Source organism: Kitasatospora sp. NPDC017646, from assembly GCF_044329365.1.
Classification (GTDB): domain Bacteria; phylum Actinomycetota; class Actinomycetes; order Streptomycetales; family Streptomycetaceae; genus Kitasatospora.
Map to the genome: position 1 here is coordinate 503,710 of NZ_JBIRJC010000003.1, position 24,958 is coordinate 528,667.

Sequence of the window (24,958 nt, forward strand, 5' to 3'; positions counted from 1 at the left end):
TAGCGGGCCGGGCCGATCAGTCGGAGGGCTGGGGCGTCCAGCGGTGCAGGCCCTTGCGGTCGTAGTAGCGGGTCATCCCGAAGCCGAAGGCCAGGGCCAGCACCACGCCGACGGCGATCATGGTCCAGGCGCGGGCCAGTCCGGCGTCGGAGCGCGCGTCGAAGAAGAGGATCGCCCGGATGCCGTCGCTCAGCTGACGCATCGGCTCGAAGGCGCCGAGGAAGCGGTAGAAGCCGGGCACCGCCTGAAGCGGGACGGTCGCCCCGGAGGACGGCAGGGCCAGGGCGATGAAGACGAACATGGACACCAGCTGCCCGATCCCGCCGAACGCGGCGTTGATCGCCTGCACCCCGAGGCCGACGGCCAGACTGGCGCAGTAGGCGAAGAGCCAGAGCATCGCCGTGTGCGGGGCGTCCATGCCGAGGACGCCGACCGTGCAGAGCAGCACCAGCGAGGTGGTGAGCAGCATGATCCCGGCGGTCATCACCATCTTGAGCAGCAGGGTCTGGGTGCGGCTGATCGGGACGGTCGGGCGGCGGGTGTGCCAGGGGCCGATCTCGCTGTCGCTGTAGCCGAGCGCGCCGTCGACGCCGTTGTGGATGATGTTGCCGCCGATGAAACCGCTCAGGACGGACAGCAGGGTGTAGTAGAAGGCGGTCAGGCCCAGCCCGCTGTGGCTGCCGATCGGGCCGGTCCGGGTGGCGACGGCGAACGGGTCGGCGAGCAGCAGCCGGGCGGTGGCTCCGCCGTCCGGGCCGGGGGTGTGGGAGGCCGGTACGGCGGCCAGCAGCTGCTTCCCGGCGGCGAGTGAGGCCTGGTGGGCGGCGCCCTGGGCGATCTGCGAGGCCATCGAGGCGCCCAGGCTGCCCAGGCCCGGGTTGGTGAGGACGGTGAGGGTGGGCCGGGTGGTGGCGCGGCCGGTGGTCAGTCCGGTGACGGCGGCCGTGAAGTCCTCGGGGACGAACAGCGCGGCGTAGACCTTGCCGGAGGCGATCAGGTCGTGCGCACCCGCGTCGTCGGTCTGCTTCCAGTCGACGGTCTCCCCGGGTGTGCCGGCCACCACCGCCCGGGTCAGCTGGGTGCCGAAGTTCACCGGCTGCCCGGGCGGCGGCGCGCCCCGGTCGGCGTTCACCAGGGCGATCGGCAGCCGGTGCAGGTTCCCGTTCGGGTTGACGATGCCGCCCATGTAGAGCAGCGAGAGCACCACGGCCACCAGGGCGCACAGGCAGCTCGGGAAGAGCCACAGTTTCGGCCGCCGGGCGAGCGCCAGTGCCCTCGCCTTCCGGGGAGCCCCCGGGGAGCCCGTGGTCGCCATGCCACCCCTCGGTTCCGGGCACGGGCCGGTGCCGTGCTGCCGCTGCGGGTACGGCGGGAAGTCGTTCCGTGGTCGCGTCGCGGTCAAACCCGCGTCACCCGGGCGGTGGCACACCGGGGGCGGTCTCCAGCTGCCGACCGGGGCCGCTACGCGGGACCGGTCGACTACGACGCGGCGCGGCGGGAATTCCGGCTGGAGGAGGCGCGGCCGGGGACGATACTGCGGCGAGTCGGAACCCCAACCGGACGGAGCCGCCGGGCCCTTGAACAGGCGCCAGGGCCACGGAAGCGACGGGGACCGTTCCTAGAGGCGACTGCGGGGCCGCGATCACGGGGCCGTGGGGCCCGGCGCCGAGCGGGTCGGCTCCGGGTGGTGCCGGGCGGTCAGGCCCAGATGGACAGCCGGGCCGTGTTCGGGGCGACGTCACAGAAGTAGCTGGCCGCCTCACTGGCCCCTCGCAGGAAGTCGGACCCGCCGACTTCCTGCGCCAACCGGGTCCCGCCCAGCGCGACCAGCGCCTGGGCGAAAACACCCAGCAGCAAGGCCGGCGCCTCGGCCTCTACGGGCGGCGCGACGCTGGGAGGCGAGGGTGGGCTTCTCAGGGGGAGCGGGTTCCGTCGAGGTAGGCGAGGACGGCGAGGACGCGGCGGTTGTCGTCGTCGGAGGCGCCGAGGCCGAGTTTGGCGAAGATGTTGGAGGTGTGTTTGCTGACCGCGCCCTCGCTGAAGTGGAGGCGCCCGGCGATGGCGGCGTTGGACCGGCCCTCGGCCATCATCGCGAGGACGTCGCGTTCGCGCGGGGTGAGCATGGCGAGCGGTTCGTCGTAGGCGTTGCGGGCGAGGAGGCGGGTGATGACCTGGGGGTCCATGACGGTGCCGCCGGCGGCGACGGTGTGGACGGCGTCGACGAACTGGTCGGCCTTGGAGACCCGGTCCTTGAGCAGGTAGCCGACGCCGCCGGCGCCGTCGGCGATCAGTTCGCGGGCGTAGAGCTGTTCGACGTGCTGGGAGAGGACCAGGACGGGCAGGCCGGGCTGTTCGCGGCGGGCGGCGAGCGCGACCTGGAGGCCTTCGTCGGAGTAGGTGGGGGGCAGGCGGACGTCGACGACGGCGATGTCCGGGCGGTGTTCGGCGAGGGCGGCGGCCAGTTCGGGCCCGCTCTCCACGGCGGCGACGATGTCGTGGCCGTGGGCGCTCAGCAGCAGTTCCAGTCCGTCCCTCAGCAGGACGAGGTCCTCGGCGAGGACAACGCGCACGGCAGCTCCATGATCAGCCTGGTCGGGCCCCCCGGGGGGCTGGTCAGCGTGAGCGTACCGTCGAACACCGCCAGCCTGCGCTGGATGCCCCGCAGGCCGCTGCCACCGGTGAGGTCGGCGCCGCCCCGGCCGTCGTCGGTCACCTCGGCGCGCAGCAGTCCTGCGGTGTGGGTGAGTTCCACCGTGGCGTGGCGGGCGTCGCCGTGTTTGACCGCGTTGGTGAGCGCCTCGCTGACGGCGAAGTACACCGCCGACTCCACCGGGGCCTCGGCCCGGCCGGGCAGGTCGGTGCGGACCTCGACCTTCAGCGGCACGTCCAGCGCGAGCGCCCGTACTCCCTCGGCGAGGCCGCGTTCGGCGAGCACCGGCGGGTGGATGCCGCGCACCAGGTCGCGCAGTTCCTGCAAGGCCTGGGTGACGTTCTCCTGGGCGTCCGTCACCACCTGCTTGGCCTTCTCCGGGTCGCGGTCGATCAACGGCACCACCGCGCCGAGCCGCAGGCTGACGGCGACCAGCCGGGCCTGGGCGCCGTCGTGCAGGTCCCGTTCGATCCGGCGCAGTTCGGCGGCCTGGGCTTCGGTGGCGTCCAGCCGGATCTCGGTGAGCTGCTCGACCCGCTGGGCGAGCCGGGAGCGTTCGGTGGGGCCGAGCAGGGTGCGGGTCCACCGGCCGTGCAGGTGCAGGGCGGGCCGGGCGAGGGCGAGCCCGGCGGGGACGAGGACGAGCCCGAGGAGCGGGCCGAGGAGGACGGGCAGCGGCAACAGGCCGTACCCGAGGCCGGGTTGGGGCAGGACAGGCTGCGCCAGCCCGTACAGGCCGTAGCCGACCAGCAGCGGGGGGCCGGCCGCGACGGCGCCGCCGACCAGCGGGTCGGCGAGGAGCCAGGCGGCGTCCCGCCAGGTCGCCGGGTCGTTCCAGAGCCAGCGCAGGGTGAGCGCGAAGGACGCGAACCAGCGGCTCTTGTGGTAGTCGTGCCCGGTCCAGAACCAGCCGTGCAGGGTGCGTTCCAGCGCCGGGCGCGGCACGTACGGCACCGGTACGGGCACCTGCGACCAGTGCCCGGCGGCCCACCGCGCGGCGTCGGCGACGGAGCGCACCGCCCGGGTGGCCGCCGGGAACAGCGGGAACATCCCGAGGCAGCCCCAGAGCAGGAACGAGGCCAGGTAGAGCACGGCCAGCGCCGCCCCGACCGGGACGAGGAGCGTGCGGACGGCGAGCCGCCCGAGCGCCCGTACGACGGTGCGCAGCGCCTCGGCGCCTCGGGACTGCGGGGTGCTCACGGGACCTCCGGGGGCCGGGTCGGGTTGCTGGACGATCATGATGGCAGCGGGCCCGCTCGGCCTACTCCCGAGCGGCGGTGTGCGCGGCCCGGTTCAGGGCGTGCTTGGCGCGGATCAGCCGGTACACCCCGAAGAAGCAGACCGTGCCCAGCAGGACGAACCCGGCCGCCACCGGTACCTGCCAGCCCGGCGGCAGGTACAGGGCCAGGAACCAGCTCCGGTTCGCCGGCGCGAGCAGCGACATCCCCAGCGCCACGCCGCCCTGCGGGGCGACGCTCAGCACCCCGATCGTGACCAGCAGGCCGGCGAGCGCCGTACGGCGGCGGGAGAGGCCGCGCAGCAGGTCGCGCTCCTCCTGCTCCCTCGGCGAGCGGGCCGGCTCCGTCACCCGCCGCACGCCCTTGCGCATCACGCCGAGCAGCTCCGGCCCCCGGGTCTCCAGCCGGTGCCGGGCCGCCCGGCCCAGCCACCAGGCGTACAGCAGCCCGGTGCCCAGGCCGACCGCCGTCCCCGCCCACCGCAGCGGCGCACTGTGCAGCAGGGTGCCGGCCAGCACGACGCCGGCGGCGGGCAGGGCGGCGGCGAGCTGGAGCAGCAGCACGGCCAGGCTCTGCATCCGGACCTGGTCTCCGCTCTCGTCGCTGAAGCCGTCCAGCGGGTTGCCGCCGGGCAGGTCCGGGAACGGCGCCGGGCCGAGCAGGGACATCAGCGGGGTCAGGCCCGCCCCGGCGCCGAGCACGGCGGGCAGGGTGGCGAACAGCCAGGGCCACGCCCAGCCGTTGGGGACGGCAAGGGTGGCGGCCACGGTGAGCAGCAGGGCGGCCGGACCGACGACCAGCAGCCAGGCCCCCTGCCGGGCCCGGACGTCGATCCGCTCGGCGCCGGGGGCGACCAGGGTCAGCCACAGGGCGCCGGCGTCCAGGCCGTACAGGCTGGAGCCGAGCGCGCCGGCGTACAGCGCGAGCACGACGCCGGTCCACGGCAGCACGGTGGAGAAGCCGCCGAGCATCGGCAACAGACCGGTGAACAGGCCGGTCCAGAGGGCGATCCGCAGGAAGCGGGCGCGGCGCGGATCGCGCGCCCACAGGCGCAGTTCCTTGCCGAGGACGGCGCCGCCGGGGGTGTCCGGGAGAGCCCGAAGCCCAGCGCCCCGACGGGCGGCGGCCCGGGCGCCGCCCGCCGTGCCACGCACCAACTGGCGGGAGAGCAGGGCGGTCCAGGCGGCGAAGAGCAGCGCGCAGAGGGCGAACAGTCCGCCGAGGCAGGCGCCGGTCAGGGCCCAGTCGGAGCGCCGGGCGGCGTCCACGGCGACCACCGACCAGCCGGAGGGCAGAGCGCGCACGACCGTGCCGATCACGGGCGCCCAGTGGCCGCCGAGCAGCTCGAAGAAGAAGGCGAGACCGAACCAGCCGCTGTTGAGGAACCCGCAGACCAGCCCCACCAGCAGCGCGGACAGCTCCCAGCCGAGTCGGGAGCGGGCGACGCTGCCTAGGCACTGCAGGCTCAACTTGGCCAGCACCACGACGAACAGCAGCTGGAGCAGCGTGGCGGGGACGGCGACCAGCGCGGGCAGCAGCCCCAGCCCGGCACCGAAGACCATCAGCACCGAGAAGGCGATCAGGCCGACCAGCGGGGTGACGCCGACGAAGGAGGCGGCCAGCAGGCCGAGGGCGAGCCGGCGCGGGGGCTGCGGCACCAGGGTGAAGTAGGACAGCCGCAGGGTGGGGTCGCCTCCGGTGAGGATCGGGCCGACCGTCCAGCCGACGGTCCAGAGCAGCAGCACCAGAGCGATCGTGCCGACCCCGGCCTCGGGGACGGGGAAGTCCACCAGGCCCAGCAGGGCGGTGCCGACGGCCGCCAGGGCGCCGCACGCTCCCCCGGCGATCAGGCTCGCGGCCCGGGGTCCGGACATCGACCGGCGCAGGACGGCCAGCTTCATGCCGGTCAGGACGGCGGCGGGGTTCAGGAAGCCGGCGGGGTTCAGGAGGCCAGTGGGATTCAGGAGACCACCGGGGTTCAGGACGCCAGCCACGACAGCCCCTCCTCGCCACGGGTACGGGCGCCGACCAGCTCGACGAAGACCTCCTCCAGCCCGCGGCCGGCCCGGACCTCGTCCACCGGACCGGCCGCCGGCACCCGGCCCCCCGCCATCACACCGACGTGGTCGCAGAGTTGCTCGACCAGCGCTATCACGTGGCTGGAGAACACCACCGAACCGCCCGAGGCGACGAAGCGCCGCAGGATGACCCGGATCGTCGCGGCGGACACCGGGTCGACGGCCTCGAAGGGCTCGTCCAGCACCAGCAACCGGGGGGCGTGCAGCAGCGCGGTGGCCAGACCGATCTTCTTGCGCATTCCGGTGGAGTAGTCGATCACCGGGGTGTGCCCGGCTCCGTCCAGCTCCAGGACGGCCAGCAGCTCCTCGGCCCGGGCGTCCACGGTCGCGGCCGGCAGACCGCGCAACCGGCCCAGGTAGTGCAGCAGTTCGGGGCCGGTGAGCCGTTCGGGCAGCATCATGCCGTCCGGCAGCACCCCGACCAGCGCCTTGGCCCGCACCGGGTCGCTCCACACGTCGACCCCGAACACCGCCGAGCTCCCGGCGTCCGGCCGCAGCAGGCCGACCGCCATCGACAGCGAGGTGGTCTTGCCCGCGCCGTTGGGGCCGACCAGCCCGTAGAACGAACCGCTGGGCACCACCAGGTCCACCCCGTCCACGGCGGTGTGCGCCCCGAACCGCTTCCGCAGCCCCACCAGCCGCAGCGCGGGCACCCCCGCGTCCACCACTCCCCGCACGACGTCCTCCCCGATCCTCACAGCCCCCCGCTCCGGGCGGCTCGTGATCGAACCTAGGGACGGCGGGGCAGCGGCAGAATCCAGCTGTACCCCGGGCGGGGGTGGGGCTGGACCCACCCAGAAGGGCCGGCGCAACGCCGCTGGAAACGGCCACCGCACCTTCCGCGGATCCGTACCCTCCGGACGACCGCTACACGAAGCCCCACGGGGACGCTCTTCATCCGACTCGTCGTTCCCCTCCCCCGACTTCCCCCACTGGACGGTAGAACGCCGAGGATCCGGCGGTCGAGCGGCTTGAGGCTTCCCTGGGGTACGGAGAGGGGCGCGACTGCGGGGTCAGCCGACGTCGACGGTGAACTGGCGCCTGGTCTGCTCCGGGCCACCGGAGAACGTCCCGCCCAGCCTGTCGCGGTAGTCGACGTGCAGGGCGACGGTGGTCCGGCCGGGCTGCTGGGCGGCACGGAAGACGAAGTCGTAGTGGCCGCCGGAGTCCGCGCCGACCGCACCGGTCAGGTTCGGCAGGCCGAAGTTCTCGACGTACTCGACCCCGACGGTCCGCACCACGGTGGGGTCGGGGGCCTCGGCCACGGTCCAGATGTCGCCCCACCCCCGGTGGGCGCTCACCTCGATCGAGAACAACTGGCCTGGCTTGACGTCGAGTTCGCCCGAGGTGGCGGTGAACACCGTGCCGTGGTCGAGCTTCCCGGTGGTCATCCGGTGGACCGCCACCGCACCCGCCGCGCCCACGACGGCCAGCACGGCGACCACCACGAGGAGCACCCGTCGCCACGCCCGCCTCCGCAGGCGGACACCGGTCCCGTCGCCATCCGCACCCATGCTCGATCCCCCGATACTCCGTCACGCCGTGCAAGATCGCCGGACAGCTTAACGGCCGCCCCACCGCCTCCGACCGGCGGGAACGGGAGCCGGGCCCGTCACCCCGTCGGAGCACCGCGGATTTCCGGCGGTGACACCCGGTGTGATCAACCCGCATCTCCGAGTAAGGTCCACCCACGACGACGCGCCCCCGGGACCGAGGAGTGTGACCGTGCCCGACCACGAGCGGCAGGCAGGCCAGTTCGAGTACCTCCGGCCGCGGATGCGTGCCCTCGCCTACCCGCTGCTGGGGTCGCACACCGAGGCCGAGGAGGCCGTACGGGAGGCCTGGGCCAGGCTCGGCCGGATCAATCCGGAGGAGGTGGCGGACCTGGCCGGCTGGCTGACCGTGGTGACCGGCCGGGTGTGCCTGAACCTGCTGGACGCGCGGGCGGGGCGACCGGGGCTGCGCCTGCCGGATGTGGCCGTCGCGCCCGAGCGGTCCGGCGGGGAGTCGCCGAGTGCCGCCCCGACCGGTCTCACCCTGCTGGTCGCGCTGGACGCGCTGGCCCCCGCCGAGCGGGTCGCCTTCGTGCTGCACGACCTGGTGCGGTTGCACGTCGACCAGATCGCGACCGTCCTGGAGCGGACCACGGCGGACACGCGCAAGCTCGCCGAGCAGGCCCGCCGCCGGGTACAGGAGGCGCGCGAGGCGGACGGCGACGGCAGTGCGGCCACCCGCCGCAGGCTGGTCGACGCCTTCTGCGCGGCGGTGCTGGACGGCGATACGACGGCGCTGGCGGCCGCCCTGGAACCGGAGGCCGAACTGCGCGCGGACGGCTGGCACCCGCTCCACGGTGCCCCTGAGGTGGCGGAGCGCGCCGTGACGCTCTGCCAGGGCGGACCGGCGTTCACCGCGGTACTGGTCAACGGCTCCCCCGGCGCCCTGGTCACCCGGGACGGCGTGCCGATCGCGGTGCTGGACTTCGCGGTCCGGGCGGGCCGGATCAGCCGGGTGCACCTCCTGCTGGACCCGGAGCGGCTGGGGGCGATCGACGTCGACGCCCTCCGGCGCTGAAGCCGCTCACCGAGGGCTGAGCGGATCAGCCCCCGGTGTCCGGCCGTCGGCGCGGGTCCACCTCGAGCGTCGGGTCCAGGCCCGGAGCGGCCGGGCTCTCGCCCGGTCGGGCGACGGGGCCGGTCCACGCCGCGGCCTCGGCCAGGGGTGGGGCCACCCGTGCCCGTGCTGTGTCGAACGAGCCGTCCGCCCGCAGGACGTCGTCGTTCGCGGGCAACCGGTCGACATCGAACCGGCCCTACCCCGGCGCCGCCCACCGCCGTCCCGTGGCGAGGACGGCCCCCGCGCAGGTGGTGCCCAGCAGGGCGCCCGCCAGCACGTCGCCCGGGTAGTGGACGCCGGTGTGGACCCGGGAGTAGCCGACCGCGCAGGCGAGCAGGGTGAGCGGGGTGGCGGTGACGGGCAGGAGCGTGCCGACCGCCGTGGCCAGGGCGAAGGCCGAGGCGGTGTGACCGGAGGGGAAGGAGGCCGAGGTCGGCATCGGCACGTGCCGGTTCACCACCACCCGCGCCGCCTCGCGGTCCGGGCGGGGGCGGCGGACCAGGTGCTTGCCGAGGAGGTTCGCGGTGAAGGAGGCCGCTGCGACGGAGGCCGCGCCGGCCAGTCCGGCGCGGCGCCACCGGCCGGGGGCCAGGGCGAGTGCGGCCGCGATGGACAGGTTGATCTTCGAGTGGTCGGCAGCCCGGGACAGCGCCCGCAGGCCCGCGTCGAGGGTGGGCGTGTCGGTCGCCGCGACGGCGGCGTAGACCGCGCCGTCGAGTGCGGCGAGGTCGCGCACGACGGGGCCGGTCACGAGCGACCACCGGTCCGGGAAGAAGCCGCCCGGGACGAACCCAGGGCGAGCCGGGTGACGTCGCGCCACTCCAACCGGTGGGCACGGGCCTGCTGGGCCGGGTCCGCGCCGGGCCGGTCGCGCGGCACGCGGACCCGCAGGGCGCGGTGCCGCAGCGTGCAGACGACCGGGGTCGGCAGCATCAGCGCCTCGCCGTCGACGGCGACGGGGATCTCGGGGGCGCCGGCGTGCACGGTGACCTGACGCGCCGACAGCAGTTCCAGCCCGTCGGCCCGCTCGCCGCGCAGGGCGACATCGGCAGCCTGGGCGGCGTTGTCGACTCGGATGCCGAGGACGCCCAGCACGCCGCCGTCCAGGCGCGGGCGGCGGCCGAGGTCGACCGGGTCGGGCGCGGCGTACGGGTTGTTGCTGACCAGCAGGGCCTGCGGCGCCTCGATGCGGTGGTCGTCGGCGCGGGCGGTCAGCCGGGTGCCGCCGTCGCCGAGCAGCAGGTCGGGGAGGGCGTCCAGAGCCGTGGCGGCCTTGGCGTCGCGGTACCGGGGGCTCCGCACGATCTCCGCGTAGGCGCCGAAGGAGACGGTGTTGACGAAGGTGCGGTCGCCGACCCGGCCGAGGTCGACGACGACTTCGACACCGTCGCGCAGGGCGTCCAGGCAGGTGGCGGGGTCGTCGCGGTCGAGGCCGAGGTCCATCGCGAAGTGGTTGCGGGTGCCCGCCGGGACGACCAGGAACGGCAGGTCGTGTTCGGCGGCGACGTCCGCGACCAGGGCCTGGGTGCCGTCGCCCCCGGCGACGCCGAGCAGGTCGGCGCCCTCGGCGACGGCCCGGCGGGCGAGTTCGGCGACGTCCTGCTGCGCGGAGGTGTCCAGCAGCAGCACCCGGGCGCCGAGTTCCTCGGCGCGCCGGACCAGGTCGAAGCGTTCGACCTTCCCGCCGCCGGACTTCGGGTTCATGATCAGCGCCGGCCGGCGCGGCGGCGGGGCCTCCCGCTCCGGCATCGGCCGGGGAGGCCGGGCCGCCCGCAGCGCGGAACGGGCGCAGGCGAGTCCGGCCAGCCACAGGGCCACGCCGATCGCCGCGGGCAGCAGCACCTCGGCGTCGTAGGCCAGCACGACGACGGCGACCGGCGCTCCGACGGCCAGCACCGCACCGGCGATCCGCGCCAGCGCCCGCCGGGTGATCGCCCACCAGGCGCCGGCGGCCGTCAGCACCAGTCCGAGGAGTTCGGCGAGCAACACCAGCAGCCCGTGCAGGCCGGTGAAGGCGAGCACCACCACGGCCGCCAGTGCGCACAGCAGCGCCAGCCGCGCGAGCCGGCGCGGCCGGTGCCGGTCCACCACTTCGCCCATCGGCCTGCCCTCGTCCGTTCGACCCCTCCGGTTCGGTCACCCTAAACCGGACCGGCCGCCCGGGGCGCGCCGAGCGGGGCGTACCGGCCAACGGACGGCCCGGCGCAGCCGGTTCAGGAGGGGCGGCGGGCCGGCTTCGAATGTCCAGAAACAATTCCGCGGCGAGTGCGGAGCCCGGCTCGATCAACGAATCCCGACCCTCCCCGCCGGAAGTGGGAGACGCATACGAAGCATCGGCGTCGGCAATGGTCAGCAGCGGATCGCGTACGATAGCGCCGGGGATATGGCGAGAATTCGTCGGGTCTACGGAAACCAGCGGCGGGGACTGTCCGGTTAATGCTGTGACTGTAGTGTCCACGGGGGAATCTGGTGTATACCACTACGCTGAGCGCGTTTCGGTTGACGGGGAGGAAGCATGCTGCTACGGCTGCTGGGGTCGGTCGAACTGGTCCATGAGAAGCGCTCGCTCGACCTGGGCGGACCACGGCAGCGGGTGGTCCTGGCGATGCTCGGACTCAACGTCAACCGGACGGTCTCCACCGAGCAGCTGATCGACGCGGTGTGGGGGGACGCCCCGCCGACCACGGCCCGCGGGCAGATCCAGGTCGCCGTCTCCACCCTGCGCAAACGCTTCGCCCAGGCCGGACGGCCGGAGGCGATCACCACCCGCTCCCCCGGCTACGCCCTGGAGCTGGAGCCGGAGGACGTGGACAGCCTGGAGTTCGAGCGACTGGTCGCGCTCGCCCGGGAGGAGAGCGGCGCGGGCCGCACCGAACGGGCCGCGGCCACAATGCGCGAGGCGCTGGCGCTGTGGCGCGGCCCGGCGCTGGACGGGGTGCCCGGCGAGCTGGCGCAGCGGTCGGCGACCCACCTCAACGACCGGCGGCTGACCGTGCTGGAGGAGCGGGTCCGACTGGACCTGCTGCTCGGCCGGCACGGCGAGCTCAGCGCCGAACTGGCCTCGCTGACCGCCCGCCACCCGCTGCGGGAGCGGCTGTACGGGCACCTGATGCTGGCCCTGTACCGCTCCGGGCGGCAGGCGGACGCCCTGGAGGCGTTCCAGCGGGCGCGTCGGGCGCTGGTCGAGGAGATCGGCATCGAGCCCGGCCAGGAGCTGCGGGAGCTGGAGGGGGCGATCCTCAACCAGTCCCCCGAACTCGACCTGCCGGTCCGCCGCGACGGACACGCCGCCACCGAGCCGCCGGCGCCGGCGTCCGTACCCGCGCCCTCCGCGCCGCCGGCCCCGGCCCCGGCCCCGGCGCACCCGCTCGTACCCGCCCCCGCGTCACTGCCCACGGAGACCGGCTTCCGCCTCACCCCCCGCCAGCTCCCCGCCAGTATCAGCGACTTCATCGGCCGCCGGGGCCAGCTCGACGAGATCAAGAAGCTGATCGTTCCCTCCGCCGGCGCCCAGGCCCCCGGCTACGCGGTGCCGATCGTCAACATCTGCGGCCCCGGCGGGGTCGGCAAGTCGGCGCTGGCCGTCCGCGCCGCCCACGAGGCGGGCGCCCACTTCCCCGACGGCCACCTCTACGCCGACCTGCACACCCCGACCGCGGAGGCGGGCGGCACCGGCGACGGCGAGAGCCGGACCGGGACGCTGCTCGCCCGCTTCCTGCGGGCGGTCGGCGTGCCGGCCAAGGCGATACCGGAGGACCCCCAGGAGCGGGCCGAGATGTACCGCAGCCGGCTGGCCGACAGCCGGGTCCTGGTGGTCCTGGACGGGGTGACCAGCGCGGAGCAGGTGACGCCGCTGTTGCCCGGCAGCGCCAGCTGCGCGGTGCTCGCGACCAGCCGGGCCCGGCTGGCCCGCGTCCCGGGCATCCACCAGGTGGACGTCGAGGTGTTCGACATGTCCAACGCGCTGGACCTGCTGGCCGGGATCATCGGCGGCCCGCGGGTCCAGGCCGAGCTGGACACCGCCGTCGAGCTGGTGCACCTGTGCGACGGGCTGCCGCTGGCTCTGCGGATCGCCGGGGCCCGGCTGGCCTCGCACCCGCACTGGCCGGTCGAGCGGCTGGTGCAGCGCCTGCGCAACGAGCGCCAGCGGCTGGACGAGCTCAGCCACCACGGGCTCGAACTGCGCTCCACCATCAGCCTCACCTACCGCGCCCTGCCGCCGTCGGCGCAGCGGCTGTTCCGGCTGTTCTCGCTGGTCCAGCTACCCGACGCGCCCGCCTGGATCGCGGCCGCGCTGCTGGACACCGACCCGGTCACCGCCGAGGACACCCTCGACCTGCTGGTCGAGGCCCAGGTGATGGACATCGTCCAGTACCCCAACCGGCCGGGGCCCCGCTACCGCTTCCACGACCTGGTCCGCGCCTACGCCCACGAGCAGCTGGTGGCGACCGAGACCGCGACCGAGCGGCAGGCCGCGCTGGCCCGGATGCTCGGCGGCTGGCTGGCCCTGGCCGAGGACGCCCACCGCCGGGAGTACGGCGGCGACTACACCGTCATCCACGGCGGCGCCGAGCGCTGGCGGCCGCCGCTGGACTCCGGCGCCGGCCGGGCCGGCACCGGGGTGGACGGCTGGGACACCGAGCGGCTGGCGCTGGTGACGGCCGTCCGGCAGGCCGCCGCGGCCGGGCTGGACGAGCTGTGCTGGGACCTCGCGCTCACCTCGGTCACCCTGTTCGAGGCCAAGGGGCACTTCGACGACTGGGAGGAGACCGCCCGGCTCGCCCAGGAGGTGGCGGTGCGGGCCGGCAATCCGGTCGGCCAGGCCGCGATGCTGTACTCGCTGGGCACCCTGCACATGTTCCAGACCCGGCACGAGCAGGCCCAGGAGCACTTCGCCCTCGCCCGGGAGCTGTTCGAGGCGGCCGGGCACGACCACGGCCGCGCGCTGGTGCTGCGCAACGACGCCTTCCTCGACGGGGTGCGCGGCGACGACCTGGCGATGCGGGAGAAGTACGACGAGGCGCTGACCGTGATGCGGCTGGTCGGCGACCGGATCGGCGAGGCCCACATCCTGCGCAGCCTGGCCGGCTGGTGGATGAGCGCGGGCAGCCCCGAGCGGGCCCGCGCCATGCTGGAACAGGCCCTGGTGATCTGCAGGGCGGAGAACTGCGTGCGGGTGGAGGCCCAGGTCCTCCAGCGGTCCGCCGAGCTGCACCTGTCGGCCGACCGGACCGACCTGGCCGAGGACGCGCTCCAGGACGTCCTGGGGATCGTCCGGGCCGGCGGCGACCGGATCGGCGAGGCGTACGCGCTGCACGGCCTCGGCACCGTACGGCAGCAGGAGGGCCGGCTGGACGGCGCGGTGGACGCGCTCACCCGGGCGCTGGACCTGTCCCAGCAGGTCGGCGAGCGGGCCGTGGAGGCCCGCTCGCGCTACGCGCTGGCCGGGATCGCGCTGCGGCGGGGCGACCGCGCCGAGGCCGCCGGGCACCTGACGGCCTGCCGCACGCTGTTCGCCGAACTCGGCTCGAAGCCCTGGCTGGAACGCACCGAGGAACTGCTCGCCGGGGCCACCCGGACCTGGGAGCACCCGGACGGCTGTTGACCCGGGGCGTGTCCACTGACCTACGGCGTGTCCACCTGGCCGACCAGTTCGGCCAGCTCCGCCGGGGCCAGGCTGCCGGGCTCGCGGCCCTCCCGGGCCCAGCGGTTCACCAGGTCCTGGAACAGCTCGTTCACCGGCGTCGGTACCCCGCAACCGCGGCCGAGCAGCACGATCTCCCCGTTCAGGTAGTCGACCTCGGCGGATCCGCCGCCCCGCTTGAGGCTCTGCCAGGTCGAGCCGTGCCCGGCTCCGGCGTCGGAGGGCCGGCGCTCGACCGCGCCGAGGCGCAGTTCGGTCAACTCCTCGGGAGCCGCGTACGCGATGCCCGAGCGCTCCAGCACCGCGATGGCCTCGGCCCGCGCCCGGGCGGCCAGTTCCGCGGATTCGGCCCCGGGCCGCTGCCCGCACAGCGCGTCCACGGCGTTGGCCAGGTTGTCGACCAGCTTGCCGTACTTCCAGCGCAGCACGTCCTCGGCGACCACGGCCCGGAAGTCGGCCGCCGTCAGGTCCGCGGCGATCTCCCGGACGGTGTCGTCGGCGCCGTCCGGGTAGCGGCCCAGGACCAGCACGCCGGTGCGCGGCCCGCACCAGGTGCTCACCTCGCCGGGGGTGAGGAAGGCGGCCGGCAGCACCACCATGGCGCCGTAGACCCGGCGGAAGTGGCGCAGCGCCAGCCGCTCGTTCTCCACCCCGTTCTGCAGACACACCAGCGGCAGCCGGGCGCCGGCCCGGCCGCCGTCCGGCCCGACCGGCTGCTCGGCCCAGGCGGCCAGCGCGGCCCTGGTGTCCTGGGTCTTGACGGCCAGCAGCAGTACGTCGCCCTCGCGCAGCTCGACCTCCTGCGGCCCGGCCGCCACCGCGACCGGGACGGTGTCCGCACCGGCCGGGCCGTGCACGGTCAGCCCCCGCTCGCGCAGGGCCGTGCCGTGGTCACCGCGCGCCACCAGGACCACCTGGTGTCCGGCCCGGTGCAGCCGGGCGCCGACCACGCCGCCGACCGCCCCGGCGCCGATCACGATGTACCGCTTGTCCACTAGTCCTCCCAGCTGATCCCGTCCGCGTACCACGCGGCCAACTCCTCGGCGTTGGCCGCGATTTCGTCCGCGTCCCGGCCAATGATCACATAGCCGCCGAGGTAGTCACCGGACTTCTCGCCGCCGTGGTAGCGGTGTCCGATGGTGCCCTTGATCCGCTCCTCGACCACGAAGGACGGCGGGTCCTTCGGCAGCGCGGCCAGCCGGCCCCTGCCCGGGTAGAAGAGCACCCAACCACCGGAGGCGCCCGGTGCCGCGCCCCGCAGTTCCTCGTCCGGCGCGATCCGCTCGCCGAGTTGGGCGGCGAACCAGCGCTGGTCCAGGTCGAACCCGGTGCAGGCGCGGATCGCCCCGGTGGTGCGGGCCCCGCCGGTGCGGCTGGCCACCTCGCAGAGCACCAGGCGGTCGTCGGGGGTGCGGAAGACCTCCAGGTGGAAGGTGGTGCACTCGGGGGTGGGCAGCGCCGCCAGCACGGTCCGGGCGTACTCGATCAGCCGGTCCACCATCGGCTCGCCGCGCGTGAGCTGGGCCGATCCGAGGTAGCCGCCGGAGTGGAAGGTCAGGCAGTCGTTGAGGTAGTGGGAGACGAACACGGCGGACAGCCGGCCCTCGGTGACCAGGCCGTCGACGACGTACATCCGCCCATCGACGAAGCGCTCCACCTCGGCGTGCTCCGGGAGCCCGTCGGCGAGCAGCGCGGTGAGGTCGGCCTCGTCGCGCAGCACGGAGGTGCCCTTGGAGCCGGAGCCCAGGGCGGGCTTCACCACCACCGGGTAGCCGTGCTCGCGGATGAAGCCGAACAGGTCGAGGGCGACCCGGACCGGCGCGAACTGCGGTACTTCCAGGCCCCGTTCGCGCAGCATGGTCTTCATCAGGACCTTGTCGCGGAACGCCAGGGCGCTGTCCCAGTGCTGGCCGGGCAGGCCGAGCAGCTCGCGCAGCCGGGCGGCCCGCAGCACGTCCCGCTCGCCGCGGGCGATCACCGCGGCGAAGTCCTCGCCCGCCAACTCCATGGCCACCCGCTCCAGTTCACTGCCACCGTGGTAGCCGGTGATCGGCCGGGCCTCGGGCAGGTGGGCGTACTGCGGGTACTTCTCGGCCGACACCAGCAGGGTCAGCCGGGCGCCGAGTTCGGCCGCCCAGGCGTCGTACGGGGTGTCGGCGTGGTCGCTGTCCACCAGCACCAGGACGTGCGGGGCGGCGACCGCCACCCCGGCGGCCCGGTGCTGTCGCGGCTGTGCTTCCGTCTCCATTGCTCCTCCAGTCGGGTGGTGGGCGGGGGGGTCAGCCCCTGACCAGGTCGGGCTGGGCCACCGGCCGCATGACGCCGTGCAGATGGACCAGGCTGTCGCCCGGCGCGCCCTGCCGGACCTCATCGACGGCGGCGACGACCACGTGGTGGTCGCCCACCGTACGGACGTCGTGCCGGGCGCAGACCAGCCAGCTCAGGCAGCCGTCGAGCAGCGGAACCCCGTGCGGTCCGGGGTGCCAGCGGGTGTCCGGGCCGAAGCGGTCGGCGCCCGGGGTGGCGAACAACCGGGCCAGCTCCTGCTGGCGGGCGCCCAGGAGCTGGATGCCGAACCACTCGCTGTCCCGGACGTGCGGCCAGGTGCTGGAGGTCTCGGCCAGGGCGAAGGAGACCAGGGCGGGCCGGGCGCTGACCGAGGTGAAGGAGGTGATCGTCACCCCGACCGGTCCGGGCGCCGTGAGCACCGCGATCCCGGCCGCGTGCGGGCGCAGCGCGCTGCGCAACTCCTGGGCGTCGACGCTCATTCGGCGGCTCCGACGGCCCCGGCGGCCGGGCCCGGGGCTGCGCCGACCAGCCGGTCCGGGCGGGCGGCGATGGTGGCCAGCGTGCGGGTCGGCGGACCGGTCTCGGCGGGCGAGGTCCGGATCGCGATCCGGGCGGCCAGGGCGCCCGCCCGTTCGGCCGCCGCCCGGCCGTCCCGGCCGCGGGCCAGCACCAGGCCGCAGCGGTCGTAGGACCAGGCGATGGGCACCACGGTGTCGCCGGGGGCGACCGAGACGGAGGCGTCCACCACGTCCGGGTCGGCGAGCACCTCGGCCAGGCCCTCGACGGCGTCGACCACGCCCGGCTCGGCGGTCAGGAAGCGGATCGAGGCGCCGCAGGCCGGCTCCCCCGGTTCGACCGGCCCGGTGCGCCCGGCGTACCAGAGGAAGGCCAGCGCGTCGGTGTCGATCCCGTACACCTGCTGGACCAGGTCGGTGATCCGGTCCCCGCCGCGCCGGCTGTGCGACTCGACCAGTCGGGGGCCCTGCCCGGTGAGGATCACCTCGGTGTGCGCGGGCCCGTCGGTCAGGCCGACCGCGTCGAGCATCGAGCCGACCAGCTCCTCGACCCGGCGGGCGGTGTCGCCCTCCAGCGGGGCGGGCTGGGTGTGGCCGACCTCGACGAAGGAGGCGAGCTTCTCCTTGGCCGTGTACGCGAGCACCACGTGCCGGCCGGCGAAGCTGAAGGTCTCCACGCTGATCTCGGTGCCCGACAGGAACTGCTCCATCAGGAAGGAGTGCAGCCCGAACCCGGCCGCCCAGGCGCCCGCCTCGTCGGCGGCCGCGAGGTCCTCGACGAACCGCACCCCGAGGCTGCCGGAGCCGTAGCGGGGCTTGATCACGGCCGGGCCGTGCTCGGCGACGAAGGCCCGGATGTCCGCGGCGGTGTGCCCGATCCGGGCCGCGACGGCGTCGACGCCGCGCTCGGCGAGCACCGTGCGGAAGGCCAGCTTGTCCTGGAGCACCTGGACGAGTTCCAGCCCGTTGCCCGGCAGGCCGAGCCGGGTGGTCGCGGCGGCGGCCGGCTCCAGGCCGTCCTCGATGATCGAGACCACTCGGACCAGCGGACGCGACCGGTGCACGGTGGCGAGCAGTTCGGCGACGGCGGCGGGCTCCCGGTAGTCCGTCAGGTAGGCCTCGGCCACGTGGGCGAGCCCGGCCGGATCCAGCTCCTGCGGCCCGTACACCCAGACGATCTCGAAGCCGGCCGCGCGCACCTTGCGCAGGGTGGCGGGGGTGCCGCCGATGACGGCGATCCGCGGGGCCGGCGCCGCACAGGTGCCGGTCGTGCCGGTGGCGGTCGTGCCGGTGCCGCTCATGCCCGCAGCTCCCGTCCGGCCGCGGTCTCCAGCCAGCGGACCACCTCGACGTTGTCGGCGTCCTGCGGCAGCTCGGCCCGGGCCTGCTCCCAGATGGCCCGGCAGGCCCGGCCGAGGTCGGAGCGGCCGCCGGCGTCCTCCAGCAGCCGGTCGGCGATCCGCAGGTCCTTGAGCATCAGCCGCAGCGCGAAGCCGGAGTCGAAGCCGCCGGTCAGCACGTGGGCCGGGAACTTGGTCTCGGAGGCGTGGTTGCGGCCGGTCGAGGCGTTCACCACCTCCAGCATGACGGCCGGTTCGAGGCCGAACGCCCGCCCGGCGAGCAGCACTTCGGCGGTCGCGGCGAGGCTGATCGAGGAGAGCAGGTTGTTCAGCGCCTTCAGCGCGTGGCCGGCGCCGGACGGGCCGACCCGGTACACCCGGCCGAGCGCGGTGAGCGCCGGCTCGGCCAGGTCGAGCCCCTCGGGGTCGCCGGCGGCCATCAGGGTCAGCTCGCCGCTCCGGGCCGCGGCCGGGCTGCCGGAGACCGGGGCGTCCACCACGTGCACGCCGTACAGGGCGGCCGGTTCGCGCAGTCCGCGGGTGTCACCCGGGTCGCTGGAGCCGGTGTCGGCCAGCACCGAGCCGGGCGCCATGGCCGGGAGCAGCTTTTCGGCGACCGCCCGTACGGCGGCACCGTCCGGCAGCATGGTGACCACGACGGGCGCGGCCAGCTCCTCGGGCCGGGTGACGGCGGTGATGCCGGGCTGCTCTGCGGCCCGCTCGGCGGCGGCGGTGTCCAGGTCGAAGACCGCCACCTCGAATCCGGCCTCGGCCAGGCGCCGGCACATGCCGCCGCCCATGGTCCCGAGTCCGGCGAATCCGATCCGCATGGTCGGTGTCCCTCCGTTCGCTTCCATCAGGTCGTCGTCACTTCAGGTGCGGGCCTGTCCCGCGGATCCGCGTGCCCGGCACGGTCCGCCGGAGAGGCCCTGGTCGATTCGGGCTCCGCGGAGGGGAGCCGGGCGTGCCCGGCGAGCGCGACCCGCTCGGCCGCCGCGCCGGTCAGCGCGAAGACCGCGGCCGCGCCGATCCAGCCGACGGCGCCGGAGCCGAGCAGCAGCCCGGTGACCACCACCGGCCCGAGCACCCGCTGGCCGGCCAGGCCGAGGCCGAAGACCGCCAGATAGCGGCCGCGCGCCTCGGGCGGGGCCAGCACGATCGACAGGTTCCAGGTGGCCGAGGTGCTGACCACCTCGCCCACCGACAGCGCCACGATCGCCAGCACGAGCAGCGCGATCGACGCCCCGCCGTGCACCGCGCCCGCCGTCGCGAAGCACAGGCTGCAGGCGGCCAGCGCCGCCCCGCCCCACAGCAGCATCCGGCTGCTGCGCCGCACCTCGTCGGCCAGTCGGCTCACCGGCAGCTGGGCGACCACCACCAGGACGGTGTTGAGCGCGTACAGCACCGACACCATCGCGTGCGGCGCGCTGGTGTGGTCCAGCACCCAGACCGGCATGGCGACCAGCAGCAGCACGTCGAAGAAGGAGAGCAGGAAGTTCAGGCCGGTCAGGGCCAGGTAGTGCCGGTCCGGCAAGGCCCGGGGGGCGACGCCGGGGCGGTGCACGGCGGCGGCCGGCCGGGCCGGGGCGGGCACCCGTAGCACCAGGACGGCGCCGCCGAGGAAGGCCGCAGTGATCAGCACCATGGTGATCCGGTAGGCCTCGACGGTGTCCAGGGTGAGCGTCACCCCGCCGGCCATCGCGCCCAGCCCCAGGCCGATGTTGCGCACCACGTTGACCAGGCCGAGCAGCCTGCTGCGGTCGCGCTGCTCGGGCAGCGCCGCGGCGACCAGTGCCTGGAGCACCGGAGGCCCTGCCCGGTCGAAGGCCACCGAGAACAGGGTGACCAGCAGGTACTGCCAGAGGTCCGTCACGAACGCGAAGGCGAGGAAGCACAGTCCGCGCCCGGCGTACACGGTGGCGAGCACCCGCCGGGCGCCGTGCCGGTCGGCGAGCACCCCGGCCAGCAGCGAGCCGGCCAGGGCGGCGGCGCCGGCCACCGCCAGGCCGGTCGCCACCTGGTTGGCGGTCAGCCCGACGTGCCGGGTGAACCAGGCGATCGAGCTGGCGGTGAACAGGCCGATGCCCAGGGACTGGACGAGCGCGGCCAGGGCCAGTCGGCGCCCTTCGGCGGAGAGCTCCCGCAGACCGACCGGCCGCCGCATCACTCGGCCCCGAGGTCGAAGTCGACCAGCTCGGTCAGCTCCATCTCGCGCACGATCCGGCGGATCCCGGAGAAGTCGCGCACCAGCAGGTTGTGGCCCGCCGCCTGCCGGCAGTCCGCCACGATCTCGTCGGCCTTCTCGAACCCGGCGTGCTTCAGGATGCCCGGCCAGACCGCGAAGTCCTGGGCGACGAAGGCGTTGAGGGCCTCGGGCAGGGCGTTCACGAAGGCCCGCTGCTGCTCCTTGTTCAGGTGGGTGTACAGGCCCTTGGCCACCTCGACCATGACGGAGGAGTGGGCGGACTCGTCCCGGGCGTGCAGCCGGGGCACCAGGGCGTGCAGCGGCTGGACGGTCTCGTCCCGGGAGAGCAGCTCCAGGTAGGCGTTGACGCTGATCTCCGAGACGGTCGTCCAGACCAGCTTGAGCAGGTCGCGCTCCCACTTCTCGGACACCTTGGCCTCGGCCTCCAGCAGCCGGCGGTAGGTAACCGTATGCGGGTAGGCCGGCTCGGCGGTCACCTCCCGCAGCTCCCGGGTGCGCTGCATGGCGACCATGTGCATGTAGGTGTGCCAGACCTCGTCGACGTGGGTCTGCTGCACCGCCCGCTTGGTGTGCACGCCGTCGGCGCCGGGGAAGACCCCGTGCATGATCATCGCGAAGGTCGGGTTGGCGACGTACTCCTCGGCCGCGATGACCCGCTCGTTGTAGACCAGCCAGGCAAGCGTCTGCACGGTCTGCCGCTGCTCCGGGGTGGCGGCCAGCCACAGCGGGTGCTCGGCGAAGGGCAGCAGCCGCTCGGGGTAGTCGGGCAGCGCGGCGTCGTACTCGGCCGGGTCGGGGTCGGTGACCTTGTCCAGGTCGGTGCGGACGGTGGCCCGGCGCGGCCAGGAGTTGGCGAGCCGGCGCAGCACCGACTCGTCGATGCCGTGCGCGTGCTCGTGCCCGTCCTCGAACGTGGCGTCGGGGGCCTCGGTGTCGGGCAGCAGATCGGTCAACGGTCCTCCTCCTTGCGGGAAACCGCGTCGATGACGTCGGCGAGCAGGGTGATGCCGTGCACCAGCCGGTCCTCGGCCAGCACGATCGGCGGCATGATCTTGAGCACCTGGCCGCGCGCGCCGGTGGTCTCCACCAGCAGTCCGGCGGCGAACGCGGCGCGGGACACCTTGTCGGCCAGGGCCGGGTCGGTGAAGCCGAGGCCGCGGATCAGGCCCCGCCCGCGCGGGGTGCAGCCGAGCGCGGCGAACCGGCGGGCGAGGTCGGCCAGCAGGCCGTCCAACACCTTGACCCGCTCGGCCAGGCCCTCGGCGAAGGCCGGGTCGGCCCAGTGGTCCAGGCAGGCGGCGGCGGTGACGAAGGCCAGGTTGTTGCCCCGGAAGGTGCCGCTGTGCTCGCCCGGCCCGAGCTGGTCCAGCTCCGGCTTGACCAGCACCAGCGCCATCGGCAGCCCGTACCCGCTGATCGACTTGGACAGGCACACCAGGTCCGGGGTGATCCCGGACTCCTCGAAACTGAAGAAGGTGCCGGTCCGGCCGCAGCCGGCCTGGATGTCGTCGACGATCAGCAGGATGTCGCGCTCCCGGGCCAGCTGCGCCAGCCGGCGCAGCCACTCCGGGCTCGCGGTGTTCAGGCCGCCCTCGCCCTGCACGGTCTCCACCACGAAGGCCGCGGGCTTGTCGATGCCGCTGCCCGGGTCGTCCAGCATCCGGGTCAGGTAGTCGATGGTGTCGACGCCCTCGCCCGCGAAGCCCTCGTACGGCATCCGCACCACGTTGCCCAGCGGGACTCCGGCCGCCTCGCGCTTGAACGCGGTGGCCGAGGCGGCGAGGGCGCCCAGCGAGAGCCCGTGGAAGCCGCCGGTGAAGGCGATGATGCCGGTGCGCCCGGTGACCCTGCGGACCGTCTTGAACGCGGACTCGATCGCGTTGGTGCCGGTCGGGCCGGTGAACTGGACCCGGTACGAGAGACCGCGCGGGGCGAGCACGACTTCCTGGAAGCGCTCCAGGAAGCGGCGCTTGGCGCCGGTGTGCAGGTCCAGCCCGTGCACCGGGCCGTCGGCGAGCAGGTAGTCCACCAGGGCCTGGCGGGCGGCGGCGGGGTTGTGACCGTAGTTCAGCGCGCCCGCGCCGGACAGGAAGTCCAGGTACTCGCGGCCGTCCTCGTCCCACATCCGGTGCCCGCTCGCCCGGGTGAAGACCGCCGGGAAGCGCCGGCAGTAGGTGCGGATCTCGGACTCCAGCTGGTCGAACACCGCCGTACCGGAAGGGGTGGTCGTCGTCATCGGGCGCTCCAGGGCTCGGTCGCGGAGATCCGTACGGTCTCCTCGGGGGTCAGGGCGGTGCGCGGCGAGAGCGGGAAGCCGCCGTCCAGGGTGAGCCCGATCAGCTCCCGCATCCGGTCCGCGATCAGTTCCGGGGTGTAGGCGGTGGGCGCGTCGGCGGCCTCGATCACCGCGGTCGGCGGGAAGAACCGGCCACCGCGGGCCGGACGGACCACCGCGTCCCAGATGTTGAGGCTCTGCCCGCCCCACTCGGCCCGGCCGCTGAACACCGAGTACAGCGGGATCCCGTGCCGGTCCGGGCGGCTGAGCGCCTGGTTGACGGGCTCGCTGACCATCTCGACGATCAGGCCGGCCGCGCCCGCGTCCCGCACCCGGCGGGCCTGGGCGAACATCTGCTCGGCGCCCTCGACGCTGTCGCCGTGCCGGCTCAGCTCGCCGCGCTGCGGGGTGTAGCCGAGGTGGCCGAGGGTGGTGCCGCCGGTCAGCGCGAGCGCCTCCAGGCAGTCCAGGTCGCCGTCGCCGGCCAGCTCGACCTTCACCGCGTCGGCGCCGGCCGCCCGGAAGCGCTCGCCGGCGGCGAGGGCGGCGGCGGGGCTCGCGGTCGCGCCGTCCGGCAGGTCGGCCAGCAGGAAGGGGCGGCGGTGGGCGGGGAAGGAGGCGTCGAGCGCCTTGCGCACCTCCGCCACCAGCCCGACCAGCGTGGCCAGCGCCCACTCGCGCTCGGCGCCGTCCGCCAGCACGGTGCTCGGGCGGCCCAGGTGGGTCATGAAGTAGGAGTCGCCGACCATCACGCACTCCAGCGGGCAGTCGGCCAGCTCGGGCGCCTCCAGCGCCCGGGCCAGGCCCTCCACCTCGTAGCCCCGGTAGGCGTTGACCTTGAGGCCGACGCGCGCCGGAGCGTCGTAGCGGCGCAGGAACGGAGCGATGCCGGAATGCTCCAGGACCACCGTCTCAGTGCTCATCGATGCCCTCCCCATAGATCTTGTTGATGCGGTCGATCGCCTCCGCCACCAGCTGCGGCGACGCGGCGGTGAAGCAGAGCCGGGCCCAGTCGCCGCAGTGGGCGCCGAACACCCGGCCGGGGGCCAGTCCTACGCCCAGCTCGGCGCAGCGGCGGACGAACTGCTCGCCGTCGCCGTACGCGGCCAGGTCCAGGAAGGTGTACAGACCGCCGGAGACCGCGGTGTGCGGGACCTCCAGCTTGGAGTCGGTGAGCCACCAGGCCGCGGCGGCCCGGTCACGGCGCCGGGTCAGTTCCTCGGCCGGGGTGCGCAGCGCCTCGTACGCGGCGAACTGGGCGGCGCTGGAGACCGAGTAGAGCGAGTGCAGGGACCACTTGGTCAGCGGCTCGGCCAGCCCGGGCGGCGAGACCAGGAAGCCCACCCGCACGCCCGGCATCGCGTAGGTCTTGCTGCAGCTGTACACCGAGAAGGTGCGCTCGGCGGCCCGCCCGACGGTCGCCGGGTCGGTGAAGCCGGCCCGGGTGAAGTCGTAGTTCTCGTAGGCGTTGTCGGCGATCAGCCACAGGTCGTGCCGCTCGGCCAGGGCGGTGAGCGCTTCGAGCTGGGCGTCGGTCAGCCGGTAGCCGGTCGGGTTGTTGGGGTTGTTGAAGTAGATCGCGCGGGTGCGGTCGGTCACCGCCCGCTCGATCACCGCGACGAAGTCGAAGCCCGGGTCGGCGCTGAGCTCCAGGAAGACCGGCACCTCGCGCGGCACTCCGCCGGCCGCCCACACCAGGCCGGTGGCGAACAGCCACTGCGGGGACAGCACCAGCACCTCGTCGCCCTGGTTCAGGATCGCGTGCAGGACGACCGAGATGGCGTGGGTGCCGCCGTTGCTGACCAGCACCTGCGCGGGCTCGACCGGGCTGCCGCGGCGGGCCGACAGGTGCTCGGCGAAGGCCTCGCGCAGCTGCCGGACGCCGCCGGGCGGGCCGTGCTGGTGGGAGGCGGTGGCGAACTCCGCGGGGCTCCACGGCCGGGGGCGGGCACAGGGCTCGAACACCGTCTTGCCCTGGTGCAGGCCGATCGGGGCCAGGTCGCCGCTGCGGCTGAGCAGTTCCTCCACCCGGACCAGGGGTGAGGGTGGGATCTCTCTGAGGTCTCGCGCCAGTGACGGCATGCTCGGGTGCTCCTCGCTTCTCGGATGG

Annotated in this window: 22 protein-coding genes; 2 read left to right on the forward strand and 20 right to left on the reverse strand. The window is 74.5% G+C overall.

The genetic code is table 11. From position 1 onward, the window contains the following. Positions 1-16: 16 nt before the first annotated feature. The 7 genes from ACH4J0_RS07945 to ACH4J0_RS07975 form a co-directional block, all read right to left on the reverse strand. Positions 17-1,315, reverse strand: a complete 1,299-nt coding sequence (locus tag ACH4J0_RS07945; protein ID WP_396237353.1) for a YhgE/Pip domain-containing protein — start codon at positions 1,313-1,315, stop codon at positions 17-19. Between the two features lie 383 nt (positions 1,316-1,698). Then, positions 1,699-1,857, reverse strand: coding sequence for a hypothetical protein (locus ACH4J0_RS07950; protein WP_396237355.1), 159 nt, complete (start codon positions 1,855-1,857; stop codon positions 1,699-1,701). A gap of 56 nt (positions 1,858-1,913) precedes the next feature. Continuing rightward, on the reverse strand, positions 1,914-2,570 hold the full coding sequence (locus ACH4J0_RS07955) for a LuxR C-terminal-related transcriptional regulator (RefSeq protein ID WP_396237357.1): 657 nt from the start codon (positions 2,568-2,570) through the stop codon (positions 1,914-1,916). After that, a complete protein-coding gene (locus ACH4J0_RS07960; protein WP_396237359.1) occupies positions 2,534-3,850 on the reverse strand; it encodes a sensor histidine kinase in 1,317 nt (438 codons plus the stop codon). Before ACH4J0_RS07960 ends, ACH4J0_RS07955 begins: the two co-directional genes overlap by 37 nt. Positions 3,851-3,911: 61 nt before the next feature. After that, on the reverse strand, positions 3,912-5,882 hold the full coding sequence (locus ACH4J0_RS07965; protein ID WP_396237361.1) for a hypothetical protein: 1,971 nt from the start codon (positions 5,880-5,882) through the stop codon (positions 3,912-3,914). Further along, positions 5,867-6,664, reverse strand: coding sequence for an ABC transporter ATP-binding protein (locus tag ACH4J0_RS07970; protein WP_396237363.1), 798 nt, complete (start codon positions 6,662-6,664; stop codon positions 5,867-5,869). Before ACH4J0_RS07970 ends, ACH4J0_RS07965 begins: the two co-directional genes overlap by 16 nt. Before the next feature lie 315 nt (positions 6,665-6,979). Continuing rightward, entirely contained in the window at positions 6,980-7,480 is a 501-nt protein-coding gene (locus ACH4J0_RS07975; protein ID WP_396237365.1) for a hypothetical protein, read from the reverse strand. Between the two features lie 211 nt (positions 7,481-7,691). On the opposite strand from ACH4J0_RS07975, the gene ACH4J0_RS07980 reads away from it, so the two are divergent. Beyond that, on the forward strand, positions 7,692-8,537 hold the full coding sequence (locus ACH4J0_RS07980) for a sigma factor (protein WP_396237367.1): 846 nt from the start codon (positions 7,692-7,694) through the stop codon (positions 8,535-8,537). Between the two features lie 25 nt (positions 8,538-8,562). Here ACH4J0_RS07980 and ACH4J0_RS07985 read toward each other — a convergent pair whose 3' ends face one another. Genes ACH4J0_RS07985 through ACH4J0_RS07995 form a run of 3 tightly spaced genes read right to left on the reverse strand, consistent with a single transcriptional unit; the run spans position 8,563 to position 10,679 of the window. Continuing rightward, positions 8,563-8,754 carry a hypothetical protein gene (locus tag ACH4J0_RS07985; RefSeq protein ID WP_396237369.1) on the reverse strand — a complete coding sequence of 64 codons (192 nt, stop codon included), beginning with the start codon at positions 8,752-8,754 and terminating at the stop codon, positions 8,563-8,565. A gap of 21 nt (positions 8,755-8,775) precedes the next feature. After that, positions 8,776-9,330 carry a phosphatase PAP2 family protein gene (locus ACH4J0_RS07990; RefSeq protein ID WP_396237371.1) on the reverse strand — a complete coding sequence of 185 codons (555 nt, stop codon included), beginning with the start codon at positions 9,328-9,330 and terminating at the stop codon, positions 8,776-8,778. Further along, complete coding sequence (locus ACH4J0_RS07995) at positions 9,327-10,679, reverse strand: diacylglycerol/lipid kinase family protein (protein ID WP_396237373.1); 1,353 nt, start codon at positions 10,677-10,679, stop codon at positions 9,327-9,329. The genes ACH4J0_RS07990 and ACH4J0_RS07995 overlap by 4 nt, the downstream gene beginning before the upstream one ends. A 415-nt stretch (positions 10,680-11,094) precedes the next feature. On the opposite strand from ACH4J0_RS07995, the gene ACH4J0_RS08000 reads away from it, so the two are divergent. Next, complete coding sequence (locus ACH4J0_RS08000) at positions 11,095-14,184, forward strand: AfsR/SARP family transcriptional regulator (RefSeq protein ID WP_396237375.1); 3,090 nt, start codon at positions 11,095-11,097, stop codon at positions 14,182-14,184. A gap of 20 nt (positions 14,185-14,204) precedes the next feature. On the opposite strand, the gene ACH4J0_RS08005 is transcribed toward ACH4J0_RS08000, so the two are convergent. From ACH4J0_RS08005 to ACH4J0_RS08050, 10 genes are read right to left on the reverse strand one after another with little or no spacing between them, the layout of a single operon-like run. Next, a complete protein-coding gene (locus ACH4J0_RS08005) occupies positions 14,205-15,218 on the reverse strand; it encodes a ketopantoate reductase family protein (protein ID WP_396237377.1) in 1,014 nt (337 codons plus the stop codon). Further along, positions 15,218-16,471, reverse strand: coding sequence for an acetyl-CoA carboxylase biotin carboxylase subunit family protein (locus ACH4J0_RS08010; RefSeq protein ID WP_396237379.1), 1,254 nt, complete (start codon positions 16,469-16,471; stop codon positions 15,218-15,220). The genes ACH4J0_RS08005 and ACH4J0_RS08010 overlap by 1 nt, the downstream gene beginning before the upstream one ends. A 31-nt stretch (positions 16,472-16,502) precedes the next feature. Then, positions 16,503-16,991: a flavin reductase family protein gene (locus ACH4J0_RS08015; RefSeq protein WP_396237381.1), complete on the reverse strand. Its 489-nt coding sequence runs from the start codon at positions 16,989-16,991 to the stop codon at positions 16,503-16,505. Then, a complete protein-coding gene (locus ACH4J0_RS08020; RefSeq protein WP_396237383.1) occupies positions 16,988-18,328 on the reverse strand; it encodes an ATP-grasp domain-containing protein in 1,341 nt (446 codons plus the stop codon). The genes ACH4J0_RS08015 and ACH4J0_RS08020 overlap by 4 nt, the downstream gene beginning before the upstream one ends. Then, positions 18,325-19,197 carry an NAD(P)-dependent oxidoreductase gene (locus ACH4J0_RS08025; RefSeq protein ID WP_396237385.1) on the reverse strand — a complete coding sequence of 291 codons (873 nt, stop codon included), beginning with the start codon at positions 19,195-19,197 and terminating at the stop codon, positions 18,325-18,327. The genes ACH4J0_RS08020 and ACH4J0_RS08025 overlap by 4 nt, the downstream gene beginning before the upstream one ends. 26 nt (positions 19,198-19,223) lie before the next feature. Beyond that, a complete protein-coding gene (locus ACH4J0_RS08030; RefSeq protein ID WP_396237387.1) occupies positions 19,224-20,531 on the reverse strand; it encodes an MFS transporter in 1,308 nt (435 codons plus the stop codon). Continuing rightward, entirely contained in the window at positions 20,531-21,526 is a 996-nt protein-coding gene (locus ACH4J0_RS08035) for a diiron oxygenase (protein WP_396237389.1), read from the reverse strand. Before ACH4J0_RS08035 ends, ACH4J0_RS08030 begins: the two co-directional genes overlap by 1 nt. Next, entirely contained in the window at positions 21,523-22,809 is a 1,287-nt protein-coding gene (gene ectB, locus ACH4J0_RS08040; protein ID WP_396237391.1) for a diaminobutyrate--2-oxoglutarate transaminase, read from the reverse strand. The genes ACH4J0_RS08035 and ectB overlap by 4 nt, the downstream gene beginning before the upstream one ends. Further along, the gene (locus ACH4J0_RS08045; protein ID WP_396237393.1) at positions 22,806-23,771 is read right to left on the reverse strand and encodes a 3-methyl-2-oxobutanoate hydroxymethyltransferase; all 966 of its coding nucleotides are present in this window, start codon (positions 23,769-23,771) and stop codon (positions 22,806-22,808) included. The genes ectB and ACH4J0_RS08045 overlap by 4 nt, the downstream gene beginning before the upstream one ends. After that, on the reverse strand, positions 23,761-24,930 hold the full coding sequence (locus ACH4J0_RS08050; RefSeq protein WP_396237395.1) for a pyridoxal phosphate-dependent aminotransferase: 1,170 nt from the start codon (positions 24,928-24,930) through the stop codon (positions 23,761-23,763). The genes ACH4J0_RS08045 and ACH4J0_RS08050 overlap by 11 nt, the downstream gene beginning before the upstream one ends. Positions 24,931-24,958 lie beyond the last annotated feature (28 nt).